This window comes from Pseudomonas sp. RT6P73 (assembly GCF_054897715.1).
Window position 1 is genome coordinate 2,983,306 of sequence record NZ_JBUBUV010000002.1, and the last position, 26,814, is coordinate 3,010,119.

The window sequence follows — 26,814 nt, forward strand, 5'->3', positions numbered from 1 at the left end:
TCTTTGACAGTTTCCCGACAAAGCTCTCAAAGATTGCCAGGCGGCAGCCGCCTAGCATGGGCGCATCCAACCTCCCCTCAGGTGTTCCCATGCTACGTTTGCTGTGTCTGTCGTTGCCTTCGCTTTGCCTGCTGTTTCCCGCCGACTCATTACACGCCGAAGACTGGCAATACACCTTACGCGCCGGTGCCGCCAGCGTGCCGCGTTACAGCGGCAGTGACGAGCGCGCGGTCGCGCCGCTACTGGGCGCCAAGGTGGTCAGCCCGTATGGAATCTTTCTGGACACTGAAAAGGGATTGGGCTGGGCGTTCGATGAAGACGACTTCGGCCTGAGCGTTTACATCGGCGCGAGCGATGTGCGCAAGGATCGCAAGACCGGCTTCAAAGGCTCGGATGAGCTGGACGGCATGGGCTCGATCAAGTCGCGACCTGTGCTGGGGCTGGACGGGACTTACCACATGGGCCCGATCATTCTCGGTGCCAGTTTTGAACATGCGCTGGAAAAGGATGATGACGATCACGACACCGGCTCTGCCTGGAATCGCCTGAAGCTGAGCATCAGCGCGCCGTTTTATGAGGGTGACTACGGCAAGGTCGTGGGCAGTCTGAACAGTCAGTTTGGTGACAGCAATTACGTACGCACCTGGTATGGCGTCAGTGCGGCGCAGGCGTCGCGCAGTCAGTTCAGGGCGCATGACACTCACGGTGGGCTGGTGAGTCGCGGGGCGGATTTGACCTGGTCGTTGCCGATCAATGAGCAATGGAGTGTTTCGACGGTGCTGGCCGTGCAGTATCTGGCGGGTGATGCGGCGGACAGTCCGATTGTTGAGCGGCGGATGCAGGCATCGGTGGGTGGGCAAGTGGCGTACACCTTTTAGCAATGCTTTGTTGCTGATGGCCTCTTCGCGGGCAAGCCTCGCTCCTACAGGTCCGGAGTCGTACACAAATTATGTGAGCGGCCGAAATCCTGTAGGAGCGAGGCTTGCCCGCGAAGGCGTCAGTGGGAGCAACACAATCAGTCCAGATGCGCCCACGTCATGCGAAACGACGCCCCACCCCACGGCGAGTCCGCCACTTCCACTTGTCCGCCATGGGATTGCGACACCCGCCGGACCAACGCCAGCCCCAAGCCAAATCCACCTGTGCGCCGATCACGGCTGGCGTCCAGGCGCGAGAACGGTTCGAAGATTTTCTCGCGCCCGTCCACCGGCACGCCCGGACCATCATCGTTGACCCGCACTTCGTAGTGATCACCGGTACGGACCAGCGACACTTCCACCCGCTGATCGGCATAACGAATGGCATTGCGCAGCAAGTTGATCACCGCCCGGGCCATGAAACGCGGCTCGATGCGCACCTCATCGACCTGACACTCGACAATCAGCAATTGCACCCCGGCGGCCTCGGCCTCCAGCGCCACGCTGCCGACCACGCTGTCCAGCCAACTGCTGGCCTGAATGTTTTCCCGGGTGATGACCGTGGCACCGCGCTCAAGGCTGGCGTAGGTCAGCAGCTCGGAAACCATTTCCTCCAGCTCGCCGAGGTCGGCGTACATGTCGGCAATCAGCTCGCGGTTCTGAGTCGGATCGGGTTGTTGTTTGAGCTGATCGAGTTCGAAAGACAACCGGGCAATCGGCGTGCGCAGCTCATGGGACACCGCGTTGGTCAGCTCGCGCTGATTGGCGATCAAACCTTCGATGCGCGCCGCCATCAGGTTGAAGTGTCCGGACAAATCACGAATGTTCGAGCGCTTGGACAGCTGGATCCGCGACGACAAGTCGTTATCGCCAAAACGCTCGGCCGCCAGGCGCAGTTTCTCCAGGTCTCGCCAATGCGGCCGGACCCAGAACATCAACACGAAACCGATCATCACCGCGATCATCAGATACGCCGCAGCAATGTAGAACGGCATCAGGCTGGGCTCGGCCGGCAGCTTGATGCTGAGCAACTGAGAACCGTCGTCGATGCGCGAGATGAACTGCGTGTACTTGTCGCGAATCACCAGCAGCCCCAGGGCCAACTCGGCTTTCTCTTGATCGGTCAGGGACAGTCGCCCGCTCTCGACCAAGGTCAGGCCCAAACCATAGTGAGGTCGCACCGCTTCCAGTTGTCGCTCCCGGTCCGAACCGTCCAGATCGCGCAACTGCTCGGCCAGTGTCCAGGCCTGGCCACGCACCGCCTCACGGTTGTAGCTTTGCATCTGACCGTCGAGAAGCGCATCGAACGTGCGCTCAACCGTTTGCAGCCCCAGGACCAGGCCAACCGTCATTACCAGAAACAGCCCAAGAAATAACCGCAGCATTTACAGCTCCCACGCAAACGGATTGAACAAGTAACCCTTGCCCCAGATGGTCTTGATGCACACCGGTTCGCGCGGGTTGTCCTTGAGCTTGCCGCGCAACTTGCTGATGTAGACGTCGACACTGCGGTTGAGGCCGTCGAAGGCGATGCCGCGCATGCGGTTGAGGATGTCGTCGCGGGACAGAATCTTGCCGGCGGCGCTGGCCAGCAACCACAGCAGCTCGAATTCCATGGTGGTCATTTCGATGACATCGCCTGCCAGCCGCACTTCGCGGCAGCTGCGGTCGATGCTCAGGTGGCCGAATTCCAGGGCGCTGCACACGCTGCTGTCCGGAGTCTGACGCCGTTGCAACGCACGCAGGCGGGCCAGCAGCACCGGCGGCTTGATCGGCTTGATCACGTAGTCGTCGGCGCCGGACTCCAGGCCGAGGATGTGATCGAGGTCATCTTCCTTGGCCGTGAGGATGACAATCGGCGTGTCGGACACGCTGCGGATCTCGCGGCACACGTGCAGGCCGCTCTGACCCGGCAGCATCAGGTCAAGCACGACAACTTTTGGTTTGAACTCGAGGAATGCGGCCAACGCGAGGTCACCGCGGTGTACTTGCCGGACCTCAAAGCCATGTTGGGACAGGAAATGCGCGATCAGCCCGGCGAGCTTCTCGTCGTCTTCCACCAGCAATACTTTGCCAAAACCCAGGTTATCCATAACGACCGTCTGCTGCCCCTTGTGTGAAGTGGCCGGCATTATGGCGCCAATCGGTGACGGGACGGTGATGACGGGCAGCAAAAACCGGCCTCGGGGGCCGGTTTCTGGCGATGTTTCATACTCTTAAGAGTTTTTAACAATTCGCATGCAAAAGATCGCAGCCTGCGAATGGCATCTGTAGGAGCGAGGCTTGCCCGCGAAGGCGATCTCAAGGTCCCCTTCGCGGGCAAGCCTCGCTCCTACAAGGTTATGCGGCTGCCGGGACACCGCTGTGAAAGCGGAACTCCACGTCCGGCGACTCAATCAATTCCTGCTCGGCAGCGCGGACCCGGTCGATCACCTGGGCAATGTCCTTGGCATCACCGTACTGGTAAGCCAGCTTCAGGTAACCCTGGAAATGCCGCGCTTCGCTTTTCAGCAAGCCGAAATAGAACTTGCCCAGCTCTTCGTCCAGATGCGGCACCAGCGCCTCGAAACGTTCGCAACTGCGGGCCTCGATAAATGCGCCAACCACCAGCGTGTCCACCAGCTTGACCGGTTCGTGGCTACGCACCACTTTGCGCAGGCCCGAGGCGTAACGCCCGGCGGACAGCTGACGCAGCTCGATCTTGCGCTTCTTCATCAGGCGCATGACCTGCTCGTGGTGCACCAGCTCTTCCCGGGCCAGGCGCGACATCAGGTTGATCAGGTCGACGTGGGAGTGATACTTGGCGATCAGGCTCAACGCCGTGCTGGCCGCCTTGAACTCACAGTTCTTGTGGTCGATCAGCAGGGTTTCCTGATCGGCAAGCGCGGCCTGGACCCAGCCGTCGGGGGTGCGGCAGCCGAGGAACTCGTGAATTTCGGGAAGGATCATGGGGCTCACGGAATAAAAGGTATAAATCGAAGGGCGCCGATTATACCGGCCTGCCGCCAGACCACCAGTCGCCACCGTTGATATGCATCAAGTACCGGGTTGGCGGCGAACAACTATAGTTGTCCAACGCAGTATTTTTTACCTTCCTGGAGATCCCGATCATGCAAGCCATTCGCAGCATTCTGGTGGTCATCGAACCCGAACACTCGGAAAGCCTGGCGCTCAAACGGGCCAAACTGATTGCTGGCGTGACCCAGGCGCATCTGCATTTGCTGGTGTGCGACCGCAAGCATGACCATAGCGGCATGTTGGGCGTGCTCAAGGCGGCCTTGCTGGAGGACGGCTACAGCGTCACCACCGAACAGGCCTGGAATGAAAGCCTGTACGAAACCATTGTCGATGTGCAGCAGGCGGAAGGCTGCGGGCTGGTGGTCAAACAGCATTACCCCGACAGCCCGTTGAAAAAAGCCCTGCTGACCCCGGCGGACTGGAAACTGCTGCGTTATTGCCCGACACCGGTGCTGCTGGTGAAAACCTCGAAACCGTGGACGGGCGGGGTCATTCTGGCGGCCATCGACGTCGGCAATACCGAGAAGGAGCACCGCACCTTGCACGCTGCCATCGTCGATCACGGCTACGACATCGCCAGCCTGGCCAAGGCTCATCTGCACGTGGTCAGCGCCCATCCGTCACCGATGCTGTCGGCGGCCGACCCGACGTTGCAACTCAGCGAAACCATCGAGGCGCGCTATCGCGAACAGTGCAAATCGTTTCAGGCCGAGTTCGATATCGACGATGCACACCTGCATATCGCCGAAGGCCCGGCGGATGTGTTGATTCCGTTCATGGTGCACAAACTTCAGGCGGCGGTGATCGTCATTGGTACTGTCGCGCGGTCCGGACTGTCCGGGGCGTTGATCGGGAATACGGCGGAAGTGGTGCTGGATGCGGTGGAGAGCGATGTGCTGGTGCTGAAGCCGGATACGATCATGGATCATCTGGAGGAGATTGTGACTCAGCATTGAGAGGTGCGGCGCCGATAAGGACGCCATCGCGAGCAGGCTCGCTCCCACAAGGGGATTTGTGAACGCCACAGATCCAGTGTGGGAGCTAGCCTGCTAGCGATGCTTTTAGGCGCCGAAGGCGTCTCTGAGGAAACCGGGCGCTATGTAGCGCTGGTAATGCGCCTCAGACAGCAAAAAGAATTCCCGATCAATGGCATCGCGCAGTTCCGGCAGGTTCCAGTCGCGAAACTCCGGCATCAGCACCATCCCGTAGGCTTCCAGATTGTTGATCACCCGCGCACCACGGGCGATCAGCTGATAGGCCCAGCAATATTCGGACTGATGCGGCACAAAGCGGATCTTGCGCTGCTCCAGCTGCAAGCGCAGGCGCTGGGCATCGAAAACCTCCAGCTTGCTGGCCATCACCTGGGACAACAGCTGCTCAAGACGCAGCCACACCGCGCTCTTTTCCTCCTCGTTGTAACCATTCCAGTTGATCACTTCATGGTGGAAACGCTTGCAGCCACGGCACACCAGATCACCGTAAACAGTGGAGCAGAGGCCGACGCAGGGGGTCTTGATGGTCTGATTGGGCATAGGTAGGCAAAACACGGGAAAGCAGAACAGGCCGGCATGTTAGCCCTTTGTCCGGCATTCATCACCCCTCAAAATGCAGGGGCTCAGGGTCTGTGGGGCTTTGCTGACGGTCACGACGGATGCCCACACCTTGCCTCGCACACGTTGGCCGGCAATGCGGCCCGCCACCAAAGTCCAATAGCCCCTGACTTACCTTTAATTTTTTTTTGCCGTAGAATCAGCCAGCCTTTTAAGGCGCCAATGTCCGTTAGAAGCTGTTTTCAAAGCGTCACGAGCACAGTCGTTCCTTCAGAGCGGTGTTGGCGATGGGTTTTTCCAGCGGGGAAAAGCCAATCGCCAACCCTCATCAGCTCCCGTTCTGCAGGCGTAAAACTTTGAAAGCAGCTTCTGTAAGGAATTGTCGGTAATTCTGGCTAAGTGGCCCACAACGCCACGCAGCGCATGAGTACGGCAATTTCGGGATGAGCGTCCCGGACACCCATTTGGGACCACTGATGAGGGTAATAACTGTGCTTGAAGCCTACCGCAAACATATCGAAGAGCGTGCAGCACTGGGTATCGTTCCCCAGCCGCTAAACGCCGAACAAACTGCAGGCCTGGTTGAGCTGCTGAAGAATCCCCCGGCTGGCGAAGAAGCTTTCCTCGTTGACCTGATCACCAATCGCATTCCGCCTGGCGTGGACGAAGCAGCCTATGTAAAGGCTGGCTTCCTGTCTGCCCTCGCCAAAGGCGAAGCAACATCCCCTCTGATCGACAAGAAACGCGCTGTTGAACTGCTTGGCACCATGCAAGGCGGCTACAACATCGTGACCCTGGTTGACCTGCTCGACAGCGCCGAACTGGCCCCTGTCGCGGCCGCTCAACTCAAGCACACCCTGCTGATGTTCGATGCATTCCACGATGTGGCGGAAAAAGCCCGCAACGGTAACGAGCATGCCAAAGGCGTGATCCAGTCCTGGGCTGACGGCGAGTGGTTCCGCAACCGCCCGACCCTGGCCGACAAGATCAGCCTGCGCGTGTTCAAGGTCACCGGCGAAACCAACACCGACGACCTGTCCCCTGCTCCGGACGCCTGGTCCCGCCCGGACATCCCGCTGCACGCCCTCGCCATGCTGAAAATGGCCCGTGAAGGCATCGTGCCTGACGTCCAGGGCGTTACCGGCCCGATGAAGCAGATCGAAGAAATGCGCAACTCCGGTTTCCCGATCGCCTACGTCGGTGACGTGGTCGGTACCGGTTCGTCGCGTAAATCGGCCACCAACTCGGTGCTGTGGTTCTTCGGCGACGACGTTCCTAACGTTCCGAACAAGCGTGCCGGCGGTTTCTGCTTCGGCAGTAAAATCGCTCCGATCTTCTACAACACCATGGAAGATGCTGGCGCACTGCCAATCGAATTCGATGTCTCCAACATGCACATGGGCGACGTGATCGACCTGTACCCGCATGCTGGCAAAGTCTGCAAACACGGCACCGACGAAGTCCTGACCACCTTCGAAATGAAGACCCCGGTGCTGTTGGACGAAGTTCGTGCCGGCGGCCGTATTCCGCTGATCATCGGCCGCGGCCTGACCGACAAGGCCCGTGCCGAGCTGGGCCTGGGCCCTACCGATCTGTTCAAACTGCCTGAAGCACCTGTCGACACCGGCAAGGGCTTCACCCTGGCACAGAAAATGGTCGGCAAGGCTTGCGGCCTGCCAGAAGGCAAAGGCGTTCGTCCTGGCACCTACTGCGAACCGAAAATGACCACCGTCGGCTCTCAGGACACCACCGGTCCTATGACCCGTGACGAACTGAAAGACCTGGCGTGCCTGGGCTTCTCGACCGATCTGGTGATGCAGTCCTTCTGCCACACCGCGGCTTACCCTAAGCCGATCGACGTGACCACCCACCACACCCTGCCAGACTTCATCATGACCCGCGGCGGCGTTTCCCTGCGTCCGGGCGACGGCATCATCCACAGCTGGCTGAACCGCATGCTGCTGCCGGACACCGTCGGCACCGGTGGTGACTCGCACACCCGTTTCCCGATGGGCATTTCGTTCCCGGCCGGTTCCGGTCTGGTAGCGTTCGCCGCAGCCACTGGCGTTATGCCACTGGACATGCCGGAATCGATCCTGGTGCGCTTCAAAGGCAAAATGCAACCGGGCGTCACCCTGCGCGACCTGGTTCACGCCATTCCTTACTTCGCGATTCAGGCTGGCCTGTTGACCGTTGAGAAGAAAGGCAAGAAGAACGCATTCTCCGGTCGCATCCTGGAAATCGAAGGCCTGGACGATTTGAGCATCGAGCAAGCTTTCGAGCTATCCGACGCCTCGGCTGAACGTTCGGCTGCCGGTTGCACCATCAAGCTGTCGAAAGAGTCGATCACCGAGTACCTGAACTCCAACATCACCCTGCTGCGCTGGATGATCGGCGAAGGCTACGGCGATGCTCGTACGCTGGAACGTCGTGCTCAAGCGATGGAAGCCTGGGTTGCCAACCCTGAGCTGATGGTTGCCGATGCTGACGCCGAATACGCTGAAATCATCGAAATCGACCTGGCCGACATCAAAGAGCCTGTGCTCTGCGCGCCAAACGATCCGGACGACGCCCGTCTGCTGTCCAGCGTTGCTGGCGAGAAGATCGACGAAGTGTTCATCGGTTCGTGCATGACCAACATCGGTCACTTCCGCGCTGCCGGTAAACTGCTGGATCAGGTCAAGGGTCAGCTTCCAACCCGTCTGTGGCTGTCGCCGCCGACCAAGATGGACGCTCACCAGTTGACCGAAGAAGGCTACTACGGCATCTACGGCAAGGCCGGCGCACGCATGGAAATGCCAGGCTGCTCGCTGTGCATGGGTAACCAGGCACGTGTAGAACCGAACTCCACCGTGGTGTCGACGTCGACCCGTAACTTCCCGAACCGTCTGGGTGACGGCGCGAACGTCTACCTGGCTTCGGCCGAGCTGGCGTCTGTTGCTTCCATCCTGGGTCGCCTGCCGACCGTCGAGGAGTACATGGAATACGCTGGCAAGATCGACAGCATGGCGGCCGATGTCTACCGCTACCTGTCCTTCGACCAGATCGCCGAGTTCCGTGAAGCTGCTGCGAACGCCAACATCCCGGTCGTTCAAGCCTAACGCTACAACGCAATAGAAAACGCCGCCCATCGTGAGATGAGCGGCGTTTTTTTATGCCTGAATCCGAACACCGCACAAAACCCGTAGGAGCGAGGCTTGCCCGCGAAGGCCATCACGCGGACAAACTGCTAGACCGCGTCATCGTTCTTCGCGGGCAAGCCTCGCTCCTACGGGGGATGCATCAGGCAGTCAGGGAGTAGATCAACGCCGAAATCGCCACCAAACCAACCGCCGTCACGAAAACGTTGGACGCCTGGCCACGGAAGCGCGCCATCGCCGGCACTTTACGGATCGCGTACATCGGCATCAGGAACAGAATTGCCGCGATGACCGGGCCACCGAGGGTTTCGATCATTCCGAGGATGCTCGGGTTCAGCGTGGCAACGATCCAGCACACCACCAGCATGAACGCGGCAGTCATGCGGTCCAGGGTCTTGGGCGCGGGGCGCTTGCCGCTTTTCACGATCAGGCCTTTGAGGCCTTCGCTGGCGCCGATGTAGTGGCCCAGGAACGACTTGGAAATGGCCACGAACGCAATCAACGGTGCGGCGAAGGCGATGGTCGGGTTGCTGAAGTGGTTGGCCAGGTACGACAGGATCGACAGGTTCTGCGCCTTGGCTTCCGCCAGTTGCGCTGGCGACAGGGTCAGCACGCAGCTGAAGACGAAGAACAGCACCATCACCACCATCAAGATGTGGGCGCGGGACAGGATCTGCGAGCTGCGTTCTTCAGCGTGTTCGCCGTAACGACGCTTCTGGTCCACCGCAAACGCCGAGATGATCGGCGAGTGGTTGAACGAGAACACCATCACCGGAATCGCCAGCCACAGCGTGTGCAGCAGCGCCGACGGTTCAGGCAGGGTCGATGCCGTGGCCAGGATGCCGCCGTTCCAGTGCGGAATCAGGAATACCGCCAGGAACAGCAACGCCACAATGAACGGATAGACCATCAGGCTCATGGCCTTGACGATCATTTGCTCGCCGCAACGCACCACGGCCAGCAGGCCGAGGATCAGCACCAATGAGAGCACGGCGCGTGGTGGCGGCATGATGTGCAGTTGATGCTCGAGGAAACTGCCCACGGTATTGGTCAGGGCCACGCTGTAGATCAGCAGGATCGGGAAGATCGCGAAGAAGTACAGCAAGGTAATCAGCGCACCGGCCTTGATGCCGAAGTGTTCTTCAACCACTTCGGTGATGTCCGCGCCTTCGCGTCCGGACAGCACAAAGCGGGTCAGACCACGGTGCGCATAAAAGGTCATGGGGAATGCCAGTACCGCCAGGATCAGCAACGGCCAGAAACCGCCCAGGCCTGCGTTGATCGGCAAAAACAGGGTACCGGCTCCGATTGCCGTGCCAAACAGGCCCAGCATCCAGGTGGTGTCATGGCGATTCCAGCTTGTGAGAGTCGCTGGTGTCGCCGCTACATAGCGTTCGTCGACGCTATTGGCCTGATCATTCATCCGGTGGGATCTCCGCATTCCGGTCATTTGCTACCCGGTCAGGACGAGTCGGAAAAATCCGACGGGCAGCGCCCTGGCCGAAACAGGGGCGCGATTGTCCGGGATTAATGAACAGAAGCAAAGACTTAGCTGAGGAGTGGTTGTGCGGATCAGATTTCGGAGTACTTTATCAAATAGATGTTTCAAAAAATCTATTTGATAAAGGAGCAGCGTCAGGTACTTTCAACCCTGCCTGCTGACCGGCAGCCCTGACTGCGGAGCCCTCCCATGCCACTCGTTCGCGTCGACATCAAGAAGCATCAAGACCCCACTTTCGCCAAACGTGTCGGGCAGTTGATTTACGCCGCCATGCACAACTCGATTGGCGTGCCGGAAAACGATAATTTCCAGATTCTTGCCGAGCACGATGAACAGCATTTCATCTTTGATCCCGGCTACCTGGGCATCAGTCGAACCGACAGCCTGGTGGTGATTCAGATCACCCTGAGCGAAGGCCGCACCGTCGAGCAGAAGAAACTCCTCTATAAAACCATCGCCGAGAGCCTTAACGCGGAACTGGCGGTGCGGCTGGAAGACGTCTTTATCAATCTGGTGGAAGTGAAGAAAGAGAACTGGTCGTTTGGCAATGGCATCGCTCAATACGCCCTTTGAACGGCCTGAAACGCGACCCACTGCCCCCTGAGACTCAGTCATCCATACACCCACAACACCTGTGAGCCGCCATGCCCCGAGTCTCCCGCAAACAAGCCGAACTCAACCGCGAGATCATCGTCGAAGCTGCCACGCGGCTGTTTCGCGAGCGCGGCCTGCACGGGATCAGCGTCGTCGATGTGATGGGCGCTGCCGGCCTGACCCATGGCGGGTTTTATGGTCATTTCGAGTCCAAGGAAGCGCTGGCGAAAGAGGCCTGCACTCGAGCGTTCACCCAGTCGATGGAACGCTGGAAACAGAAAATCGACGCCAACGACGACAGCGTCTCGGCGCGCACGAGCATCATCGCGCCCTACCTGTCGGCGGCCAATCGCGACAATCCGGGCGAAAGCTGCCCGGTGACGGCGTTTGCCGGGGACATGTGCCATGAAACCGCCGAAAGCGGTTTGCACCAGACCTACACCCAGGGGCTGGAAGCCTTGCTGCAGATACTCACACCCTTGATGGGTGCGGATAATCCCGAAGCCAATCGCCAACAAGCCTTGGTGGATTATTCCTTGATGGTCGGCGCGCTGACCCTGGCTCGCGCCACCCGCGGAGATGGGCTGTCCGATGAGATTCTCGACGCCGCCCGGAAATTTTTAACCCCACAAGGTCAATCAATCTGACCAACAGCATGTGCGATCCGTGGTCATTGCTAAACTCCTCTAGAATCAGCAATCTGAAGCAACATTCGAGATCCGACATTCAATACCCACAGGAGCCCAGCATGCCTGCAACCGTTCTGGTACTGGTTGAAACGATTAATGATTACTTGCCGATTCTCGAACATCAGGGCTTTCACCTGATTCTGGCCCCGACGCCTGCCGAGCGCGTCGCCGCCATCACACGGCAGGGTGCTCAGATCGATGCGGTATTGACCCGCGGCCCATTGGGCCTGTACGCCGATGAAATCGCCGCCCTGCCCAACCTCAAGATCATCTGCGTGATCGGCGCGGGTTACGAACACGTCGACCTGCAAGCCGCCGCCAACCGGGACATCACCGTCACCAATGGCGCCGGCGTCAATGCCTCGTCAGTCGCCGACCATGCCATGGCGATGTTGCTGGCGCTGGTACGCGACATTCCCCGATGCGACGCCGCTGTACGCCGCGGCGAATGGCCGAAGATCATGCGCCCTTCCCTCGCCGGCAAGCGCCTGGGGATTCTCGGCCTCGGCGCCGTTGGCATGGCCATCGCCAAACGCGCCGCCGCCGGTTTCGACATGACCGTGAGCTACCACAACCGCCAACATCGCAGCGACGTCCCTTATACCTTCTGCTCGACGCCGACCGAACTGGCACGCGCCTCGGACTTTTTGATCATCGCCACGCCCGGCGGCCTGGGCACCAAACATCTGATCAACAGACAGGTACTCGAGGCCCTGGGCCCCAAGGGGTTCGTCGTGAACATCGCCAGAGCCTCGGTGATTGCCACGGCCGACCTGGTCAGCGCGCTTGAACAGCGACGCATTGCCGGTGCCGCACTGGATGTGTTCGATGCCGAACCTCACGTGCCGCAAGCACTCAAGGCGCTGACCAATGTGATCCTGACGCCGCATGTCGCGGGATTGTCCCCGGAAGCGACTCAAGGCACCGTTGAACTGGTGGGACAAAACCTGATGGCGTTCTTTTCCGGCCTGCCGGTATTGACGCCCATTGCCTTGCCCGCGCCGCTCACGGCCGCACACGTTCGCTGAGGCTAAAGGGCGCCCGACAGCGTCCAGAGGCGCCGGGATTCGGCGTCGGCCGAGATCAGTTCTCCCAGCAACTTGCTCAGCGGCTTGTTGCCCCACTCCACCCCGCGCTTGATCAGATACGGAACGGGGGTGTGGGGTTCGGTGCGCGCCAGGTACTCGGCAATCAACGCCTGGCAGACAGCCCATTTCAAACCTCCTTCCTGCAACCGCGCTTTCCCGCTGATCCATAGTCCGCTGCGCCTGTTCTCGCGCATCAGGAACGCTGATTATCCAGCAACACGCTAACCTATAAGACCGTGCCACGCTTGTGGCGACTCCGGCGCACCATTAGATTAGCCAATGATGTCTGGCCTCCAAAATAAGCAGAAGGGATAAGCATGGCGCTTACTGACCAGTCCACCCGTATCCGTACCGGCGAAGAACTCGATGCCAGCCTGATCGATCCGTACCTCAAGGCCCACATTCCGGGCTTGAGTGGCGCGCCTGTGATCAGCCAGTTTCCCGGCGGTGCGTCGAACCTGACCTACCTGCTGGAATACCCGGAGCAGGAATTTGTCCTGCGTCGCCCGCCGTTTGGCCACAAAGCCAAGTCCGCACACGACATGGGCCGCGAATTTCGCATCCTCAATCAGCTTCGCGACGGTTTTCCGTATTGCCCCAAAGCCTATGTGCACTGCACCGACGAATCGGTGATCGGCGCCGAGTTTTATGTGATGGAACGGGTCAACGGGATCATCCTGCGCTCCGAACTGCCGCCGGAACTTAACCTGGACTCGGCGAAAACCGAAGCCCTGTGCAAAAGCTTCATCGACAAGTTCGTTGAGCTGCATCGGGTCGACTACAAGGCCTATGGCCTGGGCGACCTCGGCAAGCCCGAAGGCTATGTGGCGCGGCAGATCAAAGGCTGGAGCGATCGCTACGAAAAAGCCCTGACCCCGGACGCGCCGAAGTGGGAAGCGGTCAAGGCCTGGCTCAATGACAAAATGCCAGCCGATCACCCGACTTCCAGTATCGTCCACAACGACTATCGCTTCGACAACGTGATCCTCGACCCGAATAACCCGATGCAAATCATCGGCGTGCTCGACTGGGAACTCACCACCCTCGGCGACCCGCTGATGGACCTCGGCAATACCCTCGCCTACTGGATCGAAGCCGCCGACCCGGCGCCGGTGCAACTGATGCGTCGTCAACCAAGCCACGCCCCGGGCATGCTGACCCGCCGTGAATTCGTCGATTACTACGCCGAGCGTTCCGGCATCCAGATCGACAACTTCGACTTCTATTACACCTATGGCCTGTTCCGCCTGGCCGGCATCGTGCAGCAGATTTACTACCGCTTCTTCCACGGTCAGACCCAGGACAAACGCTTCGCGCAGTTCATTCACATGAACAAACTGCTGGAGCAGATGAGCCTGCAAGTCATCTCGAAATCCAGCCTCTGATCGCGCGGCTCTGATTACATTCCCTGGCCCCTATAACAAGGAAAAACCATGTCCAAGACTCAGTTGTTCGACCTCGACGGCAAAATCGCATTCGTCTCCGGCGCCAGCCGCGGCATCGGTGAGGCCATCGCCAAACTGCTGGCCCAGCAAGGCGCCCACGTCATCGTCTCGAGCCGCAAACTCGACGGCTGCCAACACGTGGCCGACGCGATCATCGCCGCCGGCGGCAAAGCCACCGCTGTCGCTTGCCACATCGGCGAAATGGAACAGATCAGCCAAGTGTTCGCCGGCATCAAGGAACAGTTCGGACGCCTGGACATCCTGGTCAACAACGCCGCGACCAACCCGCAGTTCTGCAACGTACTGGACACCGACCTCAGCGCCTTCCAGAAAACCGTCGACGTCAACATCCGCGGCTACTTCTTCATGTCGGTCGAAGCCGGCAAACTGATGCGCGAAAACGGCGGCGGCAGCATCATCAACGTTGCGTCGATCAACGGCATCTCGCCGGGCATCTTCCAGGGCATCTACTCGGTGACCAAGGCCGCCGTGATCAACATGACCAAGGTATTCGCCAAGGAATGCGCGCAGTTCGGCATTCGCTGCAATGCCTTGTTGCCTGGGCTGACTGATACCAAGTTTGCGTCGGCACTGGTGAAGAACGATGCGATCCTGAAGACCGCGTTGCAGCAGATTCCACTCAAGCGCGTGGCCGATCCGAGTGAGATGGCCGGTGCCGTGCTTTATCTGGCCAGCGATGCATCCAGCTACACCACCGGCGTTTCGTTGAATGTGGATGGCGGGTTCCTGTCCTGATTCATTTCTGCGGATGAACAAAAGGCAGCCTTTGGGCTGCCAGTCAGTCAAGTCGTAACGCGGTCCGGGTAGCAGCTGGCGAAGCCTGCGTTCGGCTGCGAAGCAGTCGTTAAACCTGAGTTTGCGGTCTATCTGAAACACCGCATCGTGATTTCACGACTGCTTCGCAGCCGAACGCAGGCTTCGCCAGCTGCTACCCGGACTGCGTTATGGCTGACCGACTGGCATTACCCTCAGGGCTGCCTTTTTTGTTCGCCCGATCATTCTCACGCGTGGAAACGAGCACCACGACCAGAGTGAATATCTATTCCATAAAGTGCCTTCTGAAAATAAAAATCAAAAGGCCTTCCATCATGCGCGAACTCGGTATCGGACTCATCGGCACAGGTTTCATGGGCCGCGCCCACGCCCTGGCCTTTCGCAACGTCAGCGCCCACCAACACGATTTTTTTCGACACGGGGCTTCAACGATGCAGTCGCCCTGGCTTATTGAGTGACGCAACGGGTCAGCGTCGTTTCCCGGGTCACTTCCTCGGTCACTCGCGCGTCACCCATCACATCGGTTTGCTCAGTGGTTTCGCAGGTGCGTTCCGGAATAGGCGGCGGTGCGGCAGGCGGTGGAGGTGGCGGACTGGCGCAACCGCTGAGAATCGCCACGCAGAAGGCGAGCGACAGAGGCGAAAAAGCACGTTTCCCAAAACTGTTCATAGGCTGTCCTGCGATAAGTAATCGACACTTTCCGCGACCCGACACACCTACCGCGAAGCCGCGGATTGGTCACAGAAAACAATACCCTCGCATTTCTTATAGCCTAGCCAGCCGCCAATGCCAGCAAATAAGGCACTTAGCCCCTTTTCCACCCGGAAAAACGACAGCTCCTACAAAGCCGCATCCGGCCGCCGATGCAAGCTGTTGCTCTCAAGCTCATAACGCAGCTCATCAATCAACGTCGTGACCGCCTCCGGGGTTCTGAGGTGCTCGACACTCAACCCACTGACCACCAGATCCACCTGCCCCGATACCGGGTGATAGAGTTTCACCGTCACCGAGTTGTCGCCCGACACGCTGCAATCACAAGCCAGCGGGGAAAAGTGCTGTTCCAGTTGCGCACGCAATTGCGTCAGATAAATCATCGCGATTCACCCATGGGCCGGCTGACCCCGTCGACTGAAAACCTGTTGAATTGGCCAAGCATGCGACTGTTCCTTAAGCTGTTTCGTAGAGGACACGACACCGGCCAAAGACCCGTGTCGCACCCTTACAGACTAAGAATTGCCACCGTCCGCCAGAACATCCATTTGCACTGCCCGACCTAGTGCATTTGCACCTTATCGCTGACCCTTCGGCCGCCACTCGCTGGAGAACAAACCGCGCTCACGCGCCCACACGATCGCCTCGCTACGACTGTGTACATCAAGCTTGGAATACACCGTCGACACATGGTTGCGCACCGTGTTGGGCGCCAGTTTCAGGCGTGCGGCGATTTCCTTGTCCGCCAGGCCCTCGCAGATCAGGCCGAGCACATCCCGCTCACGGGCGGTCAGGTCGGTGAAGGACACGCTGGGCAACTGCGGCGAGTTGATATTCTTCACGTTGGCGAGTTTTTCGATCAGCGTACGGGTGAACCACGAGGCGTCTTTCATCACCTCCTCGATCGCCGACACCAGCTCCAGCTCGGTGCGTTTGCGTTCGGTGATATTCATCAACACCAGCAGGTAGCAAGGTTTGTCCTGAATATTCACGGTGTCGGCCGACACCGTGCAGTCAATCAAGGTCGAGTCTTTCCTGCGGATCCTGACATCGACCCGATCCAGGCTTCCAGACTTCTCCAGCGCCGCAAACACCCGGCTGCGCGCGCCTTTGTCATCAATAAAGTCGATCTCTGCAACGGTCTTGCCGAGCACTTCTTCACTGGGGTACGCGAGGGTATCCAGAAAGGCTTCATTGACGTCGATCACCACCTGATCCTGCGCATCGCAGACCAATGTCGGCACTGGCGTCAGACGAAACGCCTTGGCGAACCGCTCCTCGCTTTGACGCAGTGCAACCTCGGCCTTGTGTCGCGGCTCCATGTCGACGAAGGAAAACAGCATGCAGTCTTCCTCGTTGAACTCCAGCGGTTGACCGGCGACGATCACTTGCTTGCTGCCGCCATCAGCCATTTTCAGCTCAGCCTGCATTTGCGGAATCGTGGCGTGCTCGCGTAGGCGCTCGATCGCCAGGTCTTTCTTTTCGGCACCGTCAAGGATGTCCAGCTCATACGTCGATACCCCAATCACTTGCTCACGGGTATAGCCGGTCATTTCCAGGAAGCCTGCGTTGACCTTGATATAACGCAAGTCACTGAGACGACAGATCACCGCCGGTGCCGGGTTGGCGTTGAAGGTCTTTTCGAAACGCTGCTCGGCGCTGGCCCACTCCGTGACATCGTCCATGATCAAAACCAGCAACTCCGGCTCGCCCGCGCTGTCGGCCAGCACCAGGCTGCGCACGCTGTGAACCCAGGTGCGTTCTTCGTCATCGGCCGGCGTCACCTCCACCAGCACATCGCTGAACGTCTCGCCTTTGGCAACGCGGCTGATCGGGTAATTCTCCGGCAGCACCGGGTGATTATTGCGATAGCGCAAGGCAAAGCGCCTGGCGTACTCCTCGGCATTGACGCCCAATTCCCCGACCCGACTGACGCCGTGCATAGCCAGCGCGGCATCATTGGCCCACAGGATCGTCTGGTCGAGCTCCAGCAGAATCACCCCGTCGGACAAACCGGCGATGATCTGCTGCAACTGACGGCGATTGGTTTCGGTGGTCAGGACGTCCTGGCTCATTGGCTCTCCACGGGTGCAGCGGCGCAGTGACACGCCGCCTGTGAAGATTACGACCGCGGGGGGGTGGGATCGTGCGAAGCAGGTGCAGCCGCTGTGGCACGTGTAGCAGCTGTCGAGCTTGCGAGGCTGCGTCGGCGACGCAGTCGTCGCTCGATCCGGCACTGCGGTGTGTCAGGAAGATCCAGCGCTCAGGATTTACGACGACTTCGTCGCCGAACGCAGCCTCGCAAGCTCGACAGCTGCTACGAACGGTGTGAAGGATGACGATTAGGGCATCGGGTTTGTGACGTGCGCTGATGGTTCAACGCACGTCACGGGTTTCAGGCCGCCAACTGGCCGCTGGCAATCGCCGCCGACGCCGCCAGCATCGCCCGCAACAACACCGCACACCCGGCTGCCAGATCATCCGGTGCGGCGTTTTCGATTTCGTTGTGGCTGATACCGCCTTCGCACGGCACGAAGATCATCCCGGCCGGGCCGAGTTCGGCGAGGAAGATCGCGTCGTGCCCTGCTCCGCTGACGATGTCCATGTGCGACAGCCCCAGACCTTGGGCGGCGCCACGTACCGCTTCGACGCAACCCTTGTCGAAGTACAGCGGCGGGAAGTCGGCGGTGGGCGTGAGTTCGAAGGTCAGGCCGTGTTCCTCGCAAGTGGTTTCGATGACTTCGCGGACTTCGGCGATCATCGAGTCCAGGCGCGCCGGTTCCAGATGCCGAAAGTCGAGGGTCATGCGCACTTCGCCGGGGATGACGTTGCGTGAGCCGGGATAGGCTTGCAGGCAACCGACGGTGCCGCAGGCGTGAGGTTGATGGCCGAGAGCGGCGCGGTTCACCGCACCGACGATCACCGCGGCGCCGACCAGGGCATCCTTGCGCAGGTGCATCGGCGTCGGGCCGGCGTGGGCTTCGACGCCGCGCAGTTTCAGGTCGAACCATTTCTGGCCGAGGGCGCCCATCACCACGCCGATGGTTTTGTGTTCGTCTTCGAGGATCGGGCCTTGCTCGATGTGCGCCTCGAAATAAGCGCCGACCGCGTGGCCGCTGACTTTACGCGGGCCGGCGTAGCCGATGGCATTGAGGGCTTCGCCAACGGTGACGCCCTCGGCATCGACCTTGGCCAGGGTTTCTTCGAGGGTGAATTTTTCCGCGAACACGCCGGAGCCCATCATGCATGGAGCAAAGCGCGAGCCTTCTTCGTTGGTCCAGACCACCACTTCCAGCGGCGCTTCGGTTTCCACGCCGAGGTCGTTGAGGGTCCGCAGCACTTCGACGCCGGCCAGCACACCGAAGCAGCCATCGAACTTGCCGCCGGTGGGTTGGGTGTCGATGTGGCTGCCGGTCATCACCGGCGGCAGGTTCGGGTTGCGCCCTGGGCGGCGGGCGAAGATGTTGCCGACGGCGTCGATGCTGACGGTGCAACCGGCCTCTTCGCACCAGTTGACGAAGATGTCCCGGGCCTGGCGGTCCAGATCGGTCAGGGCCAGGCGGCAGACGCCACCCTTGACCGTGGCACCGAGTTTGGCCAGGTCCATGAGCGACTGCCACAAGCGGTCGCGGTTGATGTGCTGATGGGTGGACTGCAGAACGTCTACAGCAGCGTTCATGATGATCTCCTCAGGCAGTTCTTATGGTTTTCTTCAGGCAATTTTTTTGGTGTTTCCAAGACCATCATCGCGAGCAGGCTCGCTCCCACATTTGGAATGCATTCCCCTGTGGGAGCGAGCCTGCTCGCGATGGGGCCAGTGTTCACACCGCAGATTTCGCAACAGACGGGTTAGGTCGCATCGAGCACAACCCGTAATAAATCAGCCCACCCAACGCCGAGCCGGTAAACCAGCCATAGCTGTAGAACCAGCTGAACGCATCGCTACCCAGCGACAGCACCGTCAGCATCACCGGCACGCCAAACGCGATAAACCCAAACCAGTTCCACGCCGGGTACACGTCATCGCGATACAACCCGGCCAGGTCCAGTTGCTGTTTCTTGATCAGGAAATAGTCCACCACCATGATCCCGGCGATCGGGCCCAACAGGCTCGAATAGCCCAGCAGCCAGTTGGAATAAACGGTCTCCAGGCTTAAATCCGAGACGATCAACCCGAGTTTCTTCAACAGCTCATGGGCCATCAGCGCCAGGCCGACCAGGCCGGTGAGCAACACTGCTTTGGTGCGGTTGATGAACTTGGGTGCGACGTTCTGGAAATCGTTGGTCGGCGAAACTATGTTGGCCGCGGTGTTGGTCGACAACGTGGCGATGATGATCAGCGCCATGGCCAGCGCGACCCAGACCGGGCTCTGGATATGGCCGATCAGAGTCACCGGATCGGAGACGCTGACGCCTACCAGTTTGACCGAGGCAGCGGTCATCACCACGCCCAGCGATGCGAACAGGAACATGGTCAGGGGCAAGCCGATAATCTGCCCGACAATCTGATCCTTCTGGCTTTTCGCATAGCGGCTGAAGTCCGGAATGTTCAGGGACAAGGTGGCCCAGAACCCGACCATGGCGGTCAGCCCGGCGGCAAAGTAACTGACCACGCTGGCCCCTTCCGGACGCTTGGGCGGGATCGCCATCAACTCGGTCATCGATACGTTCGGCATGGCCCACACCAGCAGACCCACGCCCACCAGCACCAACAACGGCGCCGAGAGGGTTTCGAGCCATTTGATCGAGTCCGCACCGCGGATCACCACCCACAGGTTCAAGGCCCAGAACACCATGAAGCCGATCACTTCACCGGTCCCGCCGAGGGCTTTCCAGCCGTCGAACACCGAGCCGAGAAACAGGTGAATGGCCAGTCCGCCGAACATCGTCTGTATGCCGAACCAGCCGCACGCCACCAGCGCTCGGATCAGGCACGGAATGTTGGAGCCCAGAATGCCGAAGGACGAACGCAGCAGCACCGGAAACGGAATGCCGTACTTGGTGCCGGGAAAAGCGTTCAGGGTCAGCGGGATCAGAACGATGATGTTGGCGAACAGAATCGCCAGCAACGCTTCGCCGACGCTCAGGCCAAAATAAGCGGTGAGCACACCGCCGAGGGTGTAGGTCGGCACGCAGATCGCCATGCCAACCCACAACGCGGTGATGTGCCATTTGTTCCAGGTTCGTTCGCGCACCTTGGTCGGTGCCATGTCGTGGTTATAACGGGGACTGTCGAGGACGTCGGTGCCGGCTTCGAGCTCAAACAAGCCGTCGCGCTCGGTCACTTGCGATCTGATCTGTTGCATGGCCGCTCCATTGTTCTTTGAATTATTTTTTGCTCATCAGGGGCTGGCGGCATCAATAAACGTGCCGGGCACCCCGTTTGCGCATCGGGCAGTTCCACAAAAACTTCGCAACCAACTGATGTTTATCAGTTTTTATATAGAGCCCGGATAAGCCCCCGGTTATTTGCTTGCTCACTCAGGCCGAATGCCAGGCAAGTTGTCCGAACAGTCAGGGCTCAATCTGGTGCATGGCTGTTTTTTTCAAAGTTGCGCATCAACCATAGACCATCCTCAAGCAGCTGATTTCACATAAGAAATCTCGTCCATTTTTAGAACCTGTCAAGTGCGTCAAAATGGTTCAAGGCCACACCATTTTGGTGAATTTCAGTTTTAATCGTTATTAATCAACGTTTTAAAACAGGCATAAGCTTATAAAAAATATTCTTGCTCATTCCATAAACTCAGACTAGCTTCTATTCCTGACAGCGTTGACAGGAATACACCTGTTTGCGTCGGCTTCATATAAAACATTTAGAACCGACATAAGTCGGTCATTGCCTGCGAGGAACTCGGAATGTCTCTGTTGATCCGTGGCGCCACCGTTATTACCCATGATGAAAGTTATCGCGCCGACGTCTATTGCGCCGACGGCGTGATTAAAGCCATCGGCGAAAATCTTGATGTTCCCGCAGGTGCCGAAGTGCTCGACGGCAGCGGCCAATACCTGATGCCCGGTGGCATCGACCCGCACACGCACATGCAACTGCCCTTCATGGGCACCGTGGCCAGTGAAGACTTTTTCAGTGGCACCGCCGCGGGCCTGGCCGGTGGCACCACGTCGATTATCGATTTCGTCATTCCCAATCCGCAGCAATCTTTGATGGAGGCTTTCCATCAGTGGCGCGGCTGGGCAGAGAAATCGGCATCGGATTACGGTTTCCACGTCGCCATTACCTGGTGGAGCGAACAGGTTCGCGAAGACATGGCGGAGCTGGTCAGCCAGCACGGGGTCAACAGCTTCAAGCATTTCATGGCGTATAAGAACGCGATCATGGCGGCCGACGACACTCTGGTGGCGAGTTTCGAGCGCTGCCTGGAACTGGGCGCGGTGCCGACGGTGCACGCGGAAAACGGCGAGCTGGTCTATCACCTGCAACGCAAGTTGATGGCCCAGGGCATGACCGGCCCGGAAGCGCATCCGCTGTCGCGGCCTTCTCAAGTGGAAGGCGAAGCCGCGAGCCGGGCGATCCGCATCGCCGAAACCCTGGGCACGCCGCTGTACCTGGTGCATGTCTCAACCAAGGAAGCGCTGGACGAAATCACCTATGCCCGCAGCAAAGGCCAGCCAGTCTACGGCGAAGTACTGGCCGGGCATTTGCTGCTGGACGACAGCGTCTACCAACACCCGGACTGGCAGACCGCCGCCGGTTACGTGATGAGCCCGCCCTTCCGTCCTCGCGGCCATCAAGAGGCGCTTTGGCACGGGTTGCAATCCGGCAACCTGCACACCACCGCCACTGATCATTGCTGCTTTTGCGCCGAGCAAAAAGCCGCCGGCCGCGATGACTTCAGCAAGATCCCCAACGGCACCGCCGGTATCGAAGACCGCATGGCGGTGCTGTGGGATGAAGGGGTGAACACCGGGCGTTTGTCGATGCAGCACTTTGTGGCGCTCACCTCTACAAACACCGCGAAGATCTTCAATCTCTACCCGCGTAAAGGTGCGATTCGTGTGGGTGCGGATGCGGATCTGGTGCTGTGGGATCCGGAGGGCACGCGGACCATTTCGGCGAAGACTCACCACCAGCAAGTCGACTTCAACATCTTCGAAGGCAAGACCGTACGCGGCGTGCCGAGTCATACCGTGAGCCAGGGTCGGGTGGTTTGGGCGGATGGTGATCTGCGGGCCGAGCGTGGTGCCGGACGGTATGTCGAACGGCCGGCTTATCCAGCGGTGTTTGATTTGCTGAGCAAGCGGGCTGAGTTGAACAAGCCGACGGCTGTGAAACGCTGAGATCGAGGCCTTCGGCCTTCGCGGGCAAGCCTCGCTCCTACAGGGGAACGCATTCCAAAAGTAGGAGCGAGGCTTGCCCGCGAAGAGGCCGGCCCAGACAACACAGAACCAATGCCCATCAGAGGCAATACCTCAATAACCGTGAGGCAAAAAAACCGTGATCAGAACCCTGAACCACCTCCCGCATCCCTATGAGAACGCGGCCGCCCTCGCCGGCCACTTCACCGACCTTGCGCCCCCACTCAACGACCGCCAGGCGCATCTGGAAGCCTCGCGCTGTCTGTATTGCTACGACGCGCCGTGTGTGAATGCTTGTCCGAGCGAGATCGACATTCCGTCGTTCATTCGCAATATCCATCAGGAAAACGTTCAGGGCGCCGCACAGAAAATCCTTTCGGCGAACATCCTCGGCGGCAGCTGCGCCCGGGTGTGCCCGACGGAAATCCTCTGCCAGCAAGCCTGCGTGCGCAACAACGATCACGAATGCGCACCGGTATTGATCGGTCTGTTGCAGCGTTACGCCGTCGACAACGCGCACTTCAGCGAACACCCCTTCCAGCGCGCCGCCACCACCGGCAAACGCATCGCCGTGGTCGGTGCCGGCCCGGCCGGGTTGTCCTGCGCTCACCGCAGCGCAATGCATGGCCATGACGTAGTGATTTTCGAGGCCCGGGAAAAGGCTGGCGGCCTCAACGAATACGGGATCGCCAAGTACAAACTGGTGGACGACTACGCGCAGAAGGAACTGGATTTTCTCTTGGCGATTGGCGGCATCGAAATCCGCCACGGCCAGAAACTCGGCGAGAACCTGACCCTCAGTGAACTGCATCAGCAATTCGACGCGGTGTTCCTCGGCCTAGGCCTGGCCGCCAGCAAACAACTCGGCTTGCCTCATGAAGACGCACCCGGCCTGCTGGCTGCCACCGAATACATCCGCGAACTGCGTCAGGCGGATGATCTGAGCCAACTGCCGCTGGCGGATCATTGCATCGTCCTCGGCGCCGGCAACACGGCCATCGACATGGCCGTGCAAATGGCTCGCCTCGGGGCTCGGGACGTGAATCTGGTGTACCGCCGCGGTGTCGAGGAAATGGGCGCCACCGGCCACGAACAGGACATCGCCAAGGCCAATCAAGTGCGCTTGCTGACCTGGGCGCAGCCCGAAGAAGTGCTGCTCGACGACCAAGGCAACGTGCGCGGCATGCGCTTCGCCCGCACGCATTTGGTAGACGGTCGCCTGCAAATCACTGGCGAGACCTTCGAGCTGGCTGCCGACGCGATTTTCAAAGCCATCGGCCAGGCCTTCGATGCAAGCGCCCTCGCCGATCCGCTGGCGCGCGAACTCAAGCGCCAGGGCGATCGAATCGAGGTCGATGAACAGCTGCGCACCAGCATCCCCGGCGTGTATGCCGGCGGCGACTGCACCAGCCTCGATCAGGACCTCACCGTGCAAGCCGTGCAGCATGGCAAACGGGCCGCCGAAGCCATCAACACTCAACTGATGCTCAACGTGGAGGCTGCGTAAATGGCCGATCTCTCGATTGTCTTCGCCGGCATCAAATCCCCGAATCCGTTCTGGTTGGCCTCCGCGCCGCCGACCGACAAGGCCTACAACGTGGTTCGCGCCTTCGAGGCCGGCTGGGGCGGCGTGGTCTGGAAAACCCTCGGTGAAGACCCGGCGGCGGTCAACGTGTCGTCCCGCTACTCCGCGCTCTTCGGTGCCAACCGAGAAGTGGTGGGCTTCAACAACATCGAGCTGATCACCGACCGCTCGCTGGAGATCAACCTGCGGGAAATCACCCAGGTCAAAAAGGACTGGCCGGACCGCGCACTGATTGTTTCGCTGATGGTGCCCTGCGTCGAAGAATCATGGAAATTCATCCTGCCGCTGGTGGAAGCAACCGGCGCCGACGGCATCGAGCTGAACTTCGGTTGCCCGCATGGCATGCCGGAACGGGGCATGGGCGCCGCGGTCGGCCAGGTGCCGGAGTACGTCGAGCAAGTCACCCGCTGGTGCAAGACATATTGCTCGCTGCCGGTGATCGTCAAACTCACGCCGAACATCACCGACATCCGCGTCGCGGCCCGTGCGGCCCATCGCGGCGGGGCCGATGCGGTGTCGCTGATCAACACCATCAATTCGATCACCAGCGTCAACCTGGAGCGCATGGTCGCCAATCCTGCCGTCGGCAGCCAAAGCACCCATGGCGGTTATTGCGGCTCGGCGGTGAAGCCGATTGCGCTGAACATGGTCGCCGAAATCGCCCGTGACCCACAGACCCAAGGCCTTCCAATCTCTGGCATTGGCGGCATCGGCAGCTGGCGCGATGCGGCGGAATTCATCGCCCTGGGCAGCGGCTCGGTGCAAGTGTGCACGGCGGCGATGCTGCATGGCTTCCGGATTGTCGAGGAGATGAAGGACGGGTTGTCACGCTGGATGGACAGTCAGGGTTACGCCAGCATCTCGGAATTTTCCGGGCGGGCGGTGGGCAATACCACGGACTGGAAGTACCTGGACATCAACTATCAGGTGATCGCGAAGATTGACCAGGAAGCGTGCATTGGTTGCGGGCGTTGCCACATCGCTTGCGAAGATACTTCACACCAGGCGGTGGCCAGCCTGAAACAAGCGGACGGGACGCATAAGTATGAAGTGATTGATGATGAGTGCGTGGGCTGCAATTTGTGCCAGATCACCTGCCCGGTGGAGGATTGCATTGAGATGGTGCCGATGGAGAATGGGAAGCCGTTTCTGGATTGGAATCATGATCCGAGAAATCCGTACCATGTTGCCGTTTGAGTTCTGCGGCGTCTGACAGGACGCCATCGCGGACAAGCCCGCTCCCACAAGATTCTCTGGTGTACACAGCATGTGTGTACGACATGAATCACTGTGGGAGCGGGCTTGCCCGCGATAGGGTCGTCAGCAACAACGTAAATCTCAAGGCTCCAACCCAATCCCCCGCAAAATCACACTCGTCACCGTCTGCACCGCCCGCTCGAACTGCATGTCCGACAGCGGCTGATGATCATTCAAAATATTCACCTGATGATCAAAGTCCGCGTAATGCTGGGTCGAGGCCCAGATCATGTACAGCAGGCTTGAAGGCTCCACCGGCAGGATGCGTTTGTCATCCACCCACTGGCGGATTTTCGCTTCCTTCATCTTGGCCCAGTCGTACAGGCTCGCGTCCAGCGCCACGCCCAAGGTGGGGGCGCCGTGGATGATTTCGTTGGCCCAGACTTTCGAACCATAAGGCCGGCTGCGGGAGTGGTTCATCTTGGCGCGGATGTAGCTGCTGAGCACCACGCGCGGATCGTCGAACATCTCGAAGCACAACGCGTCCTGCTTCCAGACTTCCAGCAGATCGAACAGCACCGCGCTGTACAGTTCGGTCTTGGTGCTGAAGTAGTAATGCAGATTGGAGCGCGGCAGTTGCACTTCAGCAGCAATGTCGGCCATGGCGGTGCCACCGAAGCCTTTTTCGGCGAAGACCTTTTCGGCCCCCAGCAAAATCTTCTCGACGTTACTGCGACGAATCTCGATCTTGTGATTGCCCATGAGGGCTCCCTGGCAACAGCGTTGGCCAAGACTAGCATCCGCTCTAGCTCGCGGCGACAAGGGAAAACGAAACTTCGTACACCCAGGTTCTCGCAGGTAAACTGACGCCTCTTCGAACTTGCCGCTGAGGTCTTCACGATGCTGCTCAAGAAAGCCCTGACCACCGCCGCCCTGCTCGGCTCGTTGCTCGCCGCCTCGTCGGTGTTTGCCCATGCCCATTTGAAAGACCAGACCCCGGCCGCCGACAGCACCGTGAGCGCACCGTCAGAGCTGCGCCTGGTGTTTTCCGAAGGCGTCGAAGCGACTTTCACCAAGGTCACGATCAGCCAGGACGGAACCGATGTGCCGGTGAAAAACCTGGCCACCGAAGGCAGTGACAAGAAGACCCTGATCGTCACGCCAGCGGTGCCTCTGACGACGGGCGCCTACAAAGTCGAATGGCATGCAGTGTCGGTCGATACCCACAAAAGTGAAGGCGCGTACAGCTTCAAGGTTGGCCAGTAAT

Annotated in this window: 25 protein-coding genes and 1 pseudogene; 13 read left to right on the plus strand and 13 right to left on the minus strand. The window is 59.6% G+C overall.

Annotated elements, in window-relative coordinates; all coding sequences use genetic code 11:
* Window positions 1–89: 89 nt before the first annotated feature.
* Entirely contained in the window at window positions 90–878 is a 789-nt protein-coding gene (locus ACYZT6_RS14165) for a MipA/OmpV family protein (RefSeq protein ID WP_462027433.1), read from the plus strand.
* 137 nt (window positions 879–1,015) lie between these two features.
* Here ACYZT6_RS14165 and ACYZT6_RS14170 read toward each other — a convergent pair whose 3' ends face one another.
* The 3 genes from ACYZT6_RS14170 to ACYZT6_RS14180 form a co-directional block, all read right to left on the minus strand.
* Complete coding sequence (locus ACYZT6_RS14170; protein ID WP_462027434.1) at window positions 1,016–2,302, minus strand: ATP-binding protein; 1,287 nt, start codon at window positions 2,300–2,302, stop codon at window positions 1,016–1,018.
* Window positions 2,303–3,010, minus strand: coding sequence for a response regulator (locus ACYZT6_RS14175; RefSeq protein WP_131062811.1), 708 nt, complete (start codon window positions 3,008–3,010; stop codon window positions 2,303–2,305). It abuts the gene before it with no gap.
* Window positions 3,011–3,257: 247 nt separating this feature from the next.
* Entirely contained in the window at window positions 3,258–3,866 is a 609-nt protein-coding gene (locus ACYZT6_RS14180; RefSeq protein ID WP_105345386.1) for a MiaE family protein, read from the minus strand.
* A 161-nt stretch (window positions 3,867–4,027) separates the two neighbouring features.
* Between ACYZT6_RS14180 and ACYZT6_RS14185 the strand changes: the two genes are divergently transcribed.
* The gene (locus ACYZT6_RS14185; protein WP_462027435.1) at window positions 4,028–4,891 is read left to right on the plus strand and encodes a universal stress protein; all 864 of its coding nucleotides are present in this window, start codon (window positions 4,028–4,030) and stop codon (window positions 4,889–4,891) included.
* A gap of 105 nt (window positions 4,892–4,996) precedes the next feature.
* Here the strand turns inward: ACYZT6_RS14185 and ACYZT6_RS14190 are convergent, their stop codons facing one another.
* The gene (locus ACYZT6_RS14190) at window positions 4,997–5,467 is read right to left on the minus strand and encodes a DUF1289 domain-containing protein (protein WP_462027436.1); all 471 of its coding nucleotides are present in this window, start codon (window positions 5,465–5,467) and stop codon (window positions 4,997–4,999) included.
* A gap of 509 nt (window positions 5,468–5,976) precedes the next feature.
* On the opposite strand from ACYZT6_RS14190, the gene acnB reads away from it, so the two are divergent.
* Window positions 5,977–8,586 (plus strand): bifunctional aconitate hydratase 2/2-methylisocitrate dehydratase, encoded by a 2,610-nt coding sequence (acnB, locus tag ACYZT6_RS14195; RefSeq protein WP_462029951.1) that lies wholly within the window; start codon window positions 5,977–5,979, stop codon window positions 8,584–8,586.
* Window positions 8,587–8,767: 181 nt separating this feature from the next.
* Here the strand turns inward: acnB and ACYZT6_RS14200 are convergent, their stop codons facing one another.
* Entirely contained in the window at window positions 8,768–10,048 is a 1,281-nt protein-coding gene (locus tag ACYZT6_RS14200; protein ID WP_462027437.1) for a serine/threonine transporter, read from the minus strand.
* 267 nt (window positions 10,049–10,315) lie between these two features.
* On the opposite strand from ACYZT6_RS14200, the gene ACYZT6_RS14205 reads away from it, so the two are divergent.
* The 3 genes from ACYZT6_RS14205 (at window position 10,316) to ACYZT6_RS14215 (ending at window position 12,437) form a co-directional block, all read left to right on the plus strand.
* On the plus strand, window positions 10,316–10,699 hold the full coding sequence (locus tag ACYZT6_RS14205; protein WP_462027438.1) for a tautomerase family protein: 384 nt from the start codon (window positions 10,316–10,318) through the stop codon (window positions 10,697–10,699).
* 71 nt (window positions 10,700–10,770) lie between these two features.
* On the plus strand, window positions 10,771–11,367 hold the full coding sequence (locus tag ACYZT6_RS14210) for a TetR/AcrR family transcriptional regulator (RefSeq protein ID WP_462027439.1): 597 nt from the start codon (window positions 10,771–10,773) through the stop codon (window positions 11,365–11,367).
* Between the two features lie 101 nt (window positions 11,368–11,468).
* Entirely contained in the window at window positions 11,469–12,437 is a 969-nt protein-coding gene (locus ACYZT6_RS14215) for a 2-hydroxyacid dehydrogenase (RefSeq protein WP_462027440.1), read from the plus strand.
* A gap of 2 nt (window positions 12,438–12,439) precedes the next feature.
* On the opposite strand, the pseudogene ACYZT6_RS14220 reads toward ACYZT6_RS14215, so the two are convergent.
* Window positions 12,440–12,604: pseudogene (locus tag ACYZT6_RS14220) on the minus strand (type VI secretion system protein TssA); the annotation flags it as partial.
* A gap of 210 nt (window positions 12,605–12,814) precedes the next feature.
* Between ACYZT6_RS14220 and ACYZT6_RS14225 the strand changes: the two are divergent.
* On the plus strand, window positions 12,815–13,882 hold the full coding sequence (locus ACYZT6_RS14225; RefSeq protein WP_462027441.1) for a phosphotransferase family protein: 1,068 nt from the start codon (window positions 12,815–12,817) through the stop codon (window positions 13,880–13,882).
* A gap of 48 nt (window positions 13,883–13,930) precedes the next feature.
* A complete protein-coding gene (locus ACYZT6_RS14230; protein ID WP_219093920.1) occupies window positions 13,931–14,698 on the plus strand; it encodes an SDR family oxidoreductase in 768 nt (255 codons plus the stop codon).
* 266 nt (window positions 14,699–14,964) lie between these two features.
* Here the strand turns inward: ACYZT6_RS14230 and ACYZT6_RS14235 are convergent, their stop codons facing one another.
* The 6 genes from ACYZT6_RS14235 to ACYZT6_RS14260 form a co-directional block, all read right to left on the minus strand.
* Window positions 14,965–15,156 carry a hypothetical protein gene (locus tag ACYZT6_RS14235; protein WP_462030039.1) on the minus strand — a complete coding sequence of 64 codons (192 nt, stop codon included), beginning with the start codon at window positions 15,154–15,156 and terminating at the stop codon, window positions 14,965–14,967.
* A gap of 28 nt (window positions 15,157–15,184) precedes the next feature.
* Window positions 15,185–15,406: a hypothetical protein gene (locus ACYZT6_RS14240; protein ID WP_462027442.1), complete on the minus strand. Its 222-nt coding sequence runs from the start codon at window positions 15,404–15,406 to the stop codon at window positions 15,185–15,187.
* Window positions 15,407–15,576: 170 nt separating this feature from the next.
* Window positions 15,577–15,831: a DUF1652 domain-containing protein gene (locus ACYZT6_RS14245; RefSeq protein ID WP_462027443.1), complete on the minus strand. Its 255-nt coding sequence runs from the start codon at window positions 15,829–15,831 to the stop codon at window positions 15,577–15,579.
* 195 nt (window positions 15,832–16,026) lie between these two features.
* A complete protein-coding gene (locus tag ACYZT6_RS14250) occupies window positions 16,027–17,523 on the minus strand; it encodes a helix-turn-helix transcriptional regulator (RefSeq protein WP_462027444.1) in 1,497 nt (498 codons plus the stop codon).
* A 320-nt stretch (window positions 17,524–17,843) separates the two neighbouring features.
* Window positions 17,844–19,127, minus strand: coding sequence for a Zn-dependent hydrolase (locus tag ACYZT6_RS14255; protein ID WP_462027445.1), 1,284 nt, complete (start codon window positions 19,125–19,127; stop codon window positions 17,844–17,846).
* Window positions 19,128–19,269: 142 nt separating this feature from the next.
* Window positions 19,270–20,754, minus strand: coding sequence for an NCS1 family nucleobase:cation symporter-1 (locus ACYZT6_RS14260; protein ID WP_462027446.1), 1,485 nt, complete (start codon window positions 20,752–20,754; stop codon window positions 19,270–19,272).
* On the opposite strand from ACYZT6_RS14260, the gene ACYZT6_RS14265 reads away from it, so the two are divergent.
* The 4 genes from ACYZT6_RS14265 to preA all read left to right on the plus strand — a co-directional run bounded on the left by ACYZT6_RS14265 (window position 20,753) and on the right by preA (window position 25,547).
* A complete protein-coding gene (locus ACYZT6_RS14265) occupies window positions 20,753–20,905 on the plus strand; it encodes a hypothetical protein (RefSeq protein ID WP_462027447.1) in 153 nt (50 codons plus the stop codon). The genes ACYZT6_RS14260 and ACYZT6_RS14265 overlap by 2 nt on opposite strands.
* A gap of 402 nt (window positions 20,906–21,307) precedes the next feature.
* Entirely contained in the window at window positions 21,308–22,747 is a 1,440-nt protein-coding gene (hydA, locus tag ACYZT6_RS14270; protein ID WP_462027448.1) for a dihydropyrimidinase, read from the plus strand.
* Window positions 22,748–22,904: 157 nt separating this feature from the next.
* Entirely contained in the window at window positions 22,905–24,272 is a 1,368-nt protein-coding gene (locus ACYZT6_RS14275; RefSeq protein WP_462027449.1) for an NAD(P)-dependent oxidoreductase, read from the plus strand.
* Entirely contained in the window at window positions 24,273–25,547 is a 1,275-nt protein-coding gene (gene preA, locus ACYZT6_RS14280; protein ID WP_462027450.1) for an NAD-dependent dihydropyrimidine dehydrogenase subunit PreA, read from the plus strand.
* Between the two features lie 141 nt (window positions 25,548–25,688).
* On the opposite strand, the gene ACYZT6_RS14285 is transcribed toward preA, so the two are convergent.
* Entirely contained in the window at window positions 25,689–26,309 is a 621-nt protein-coding gene (locus ACYZT6_RS14285) for a TetR/AcrR family transcriptional regulator (protein ID WP_084320882.1), read from the minus strand.
* A gap of 138 nt (window positions 26,310–26,447) precedes the next feature.
* Between ACYZT6_RS14285 and copC the strand changes: the two genes are divergently transcribed.
* The gene (copC, locus tag ACYZT6_RS14290; RefSeq protein WP_462027451.1) at window positions 26,448–26,813 is read left to right on the plus strand and encodes a copper homeostasis periplasmic binding protein CopC; all 366 of its coding nucleotides are present in this window, start codon (window positions 26,448–26,450) and stop codon (window positions 26,811–26,813) included.
* Window position 26,814 lies beyond the last annotated feature (1 nt).

What these genes read in the sequence shown, in the direction of transcription:
- ACYZT6_RS14165 (WP_462027433.1), top strand. Translation starts at nt 90, where the DNA reads ATGCTACGTTTGCTGTGTCTGTCGTTGCCTTCGCTTTGCCTGCTGTTT.
- ACYZT6_RS14170 (WP_462027434.1), bottom strand. Translation starts at nt 2,302, where the DNA reads ATGCTGCGGTTATTTCTTGGGCTGTTTCTGGTAATGACGGTTGGCCTG.
- ACYZT6_RS14175 (WP_131062811.1), bottom strand. Translation starts at nt 3,010, where the DNA reads ATGGATAACCTGGGTTTTGGCAAAGTATTGCTGGTGGAAGACGACGAG.
- ACYZT6_RS14180 (WP_105345386.1), bottom strand. Translation starts at nt 3,866, where the DNA reads ATGATCCTTCCCGAAATTCACGAGTTCCTCGGCTGCCGCACCCCCGAC.
- ACYZT6_RS14185 (WP_462027435.1), top strand. Translation starts at nt 4,028, where the DNA reads ATGCAAGCCATTCGCAGCATTCTGGTGGTCATCGAACCCGAACACTCG.
- ACYZT6_RS14190 (WP_462027436.1), bottom strand. Translation starts at nt 5,467, where the DNA reads ATGCCCAATCAGACCATCAAGACCCCCTGCGTCGGCCTCTGCTCCACT.
- ACYZT6_RS14200 (WP_462027437.1), bottom strand. Translation starts at nt 10,048, where the DNA reads ATGAATGATCAGGCCAATAGCGTCGACGAACGCTATGTAGCGGCGACA.
- ACYZT6_RS14205 (WP_462027438.1), top strand. Translation starts at nt 10,316, where the DNA reads ATGCCACTCGTTCGCGTCGACATCAAGAAGCATCAAGACCCCACTTTC.
- ACYZT6_RS14210 (WP_462027439.1), top strand. Translation starts at nt 10,771, where the DNA reads ATGCCCCGAGTCTCCCGCAAACAAGCCGAACTCAACCGCGAGATCATC.
- ACYZT6_RS14215 (WP_462027440.1), top strand. Translation starts at nt 11,469, where the DNA reads ATGCCTGCAACCGTTCTGGTACTGGTTGAAACGATTAATGATTACTTG.
- ACYZT6_RS14225 (WP_462027441.1), top strand. Translation starts at nt 12,815, where the DNA reads ATGGCGCTTACTGACCAGTCCACCCGTATCCGTACCGGCGAAGAACTC.
- ACYZT6_RS14230 (WP_219093920.1), top strand. Translation starts at nt 13,931, where the DNA reads ATGTCCAAGACTCAGTTGTTCGACCTCGACGGCAAAATCGCATTCGTC.
- ACYZT6_RS14240 (WP_462027442.1), bottom strand. Translation starts at nt 15,406, where the DNA reads ATGAACAGTTTTGGGAAACGTGCTTTTTCGCCTCTGTCGCTCGCCTTC.
- ACYZT6_RS14245 (WP_462027443.1), bottom strand. Translation starts at nt 15,831, where the DNA reads ATGATTTATCTGACGCAATTGCGTGCGCAACTGGAACAGCACTTTTCC.
- ACYZT6_RS14250 (WP_462027444.1), bottom strand. Translation starts at nt 17,523, where the DNA reads ATGAGCCAGGACGTCCTGACCACCGAAACCAATCGCCGTCAGTTGCAG.
- ACYZT6_RS14255 (WP_462027445.1), bottom strand. Translation starts at nt 19,127, where the DNA reads ATGAACGCTGCTGTAGACGTTCTGCAGTCCACCCATCAGCACATCAAC.
- ACYZT6_RS14265 (WP_462027447.1), top strand. Translation starts at nt 20,753, where the DNA reads ATGGCCGCTCCATTGTTCTTTGAATTATTTTTTGCTCATCAGGGGCTG.
- ACYZT6_RS14260 (WP_462027446.1), bottom strand. Translation starts at nt 20,754, where the DNA reads ATGCAACAGATCAGATCGCAAGTGACCGAGCGCGACGGCTTGTTTGAG.
- hydA (WP_462027448.1), top strand. Translation starts at nt 21,308, where the DNA reads ATGTCTCTGTTGATCCGTGGCGCCACCGTTATTACCCATGATGAAAGT.
- preA (WP_462027450.1), top strand. Translation starts at nt 24,273, where the DNA reads ATGGCCGATCTCTCGATTGTCTTCGCCGGCATCAAATCCCCGAATCCG.
- ACYZT6_RS14285 (WP_084320882.1), bottom strand. Translation starts at nt 26,309, where the DNA reads ATGGGCAATCACAAGATCGAGATTCGTCGCAGTAACGTCGAGAAGATT.
- copC (WP_462027451.1), top strand. Translation starts at nt 26,448, where the DNA reads ATGCTGCTCAAGAAAGCCCTGACCACCGCCGCCCTGCTCGGCTCGTTG.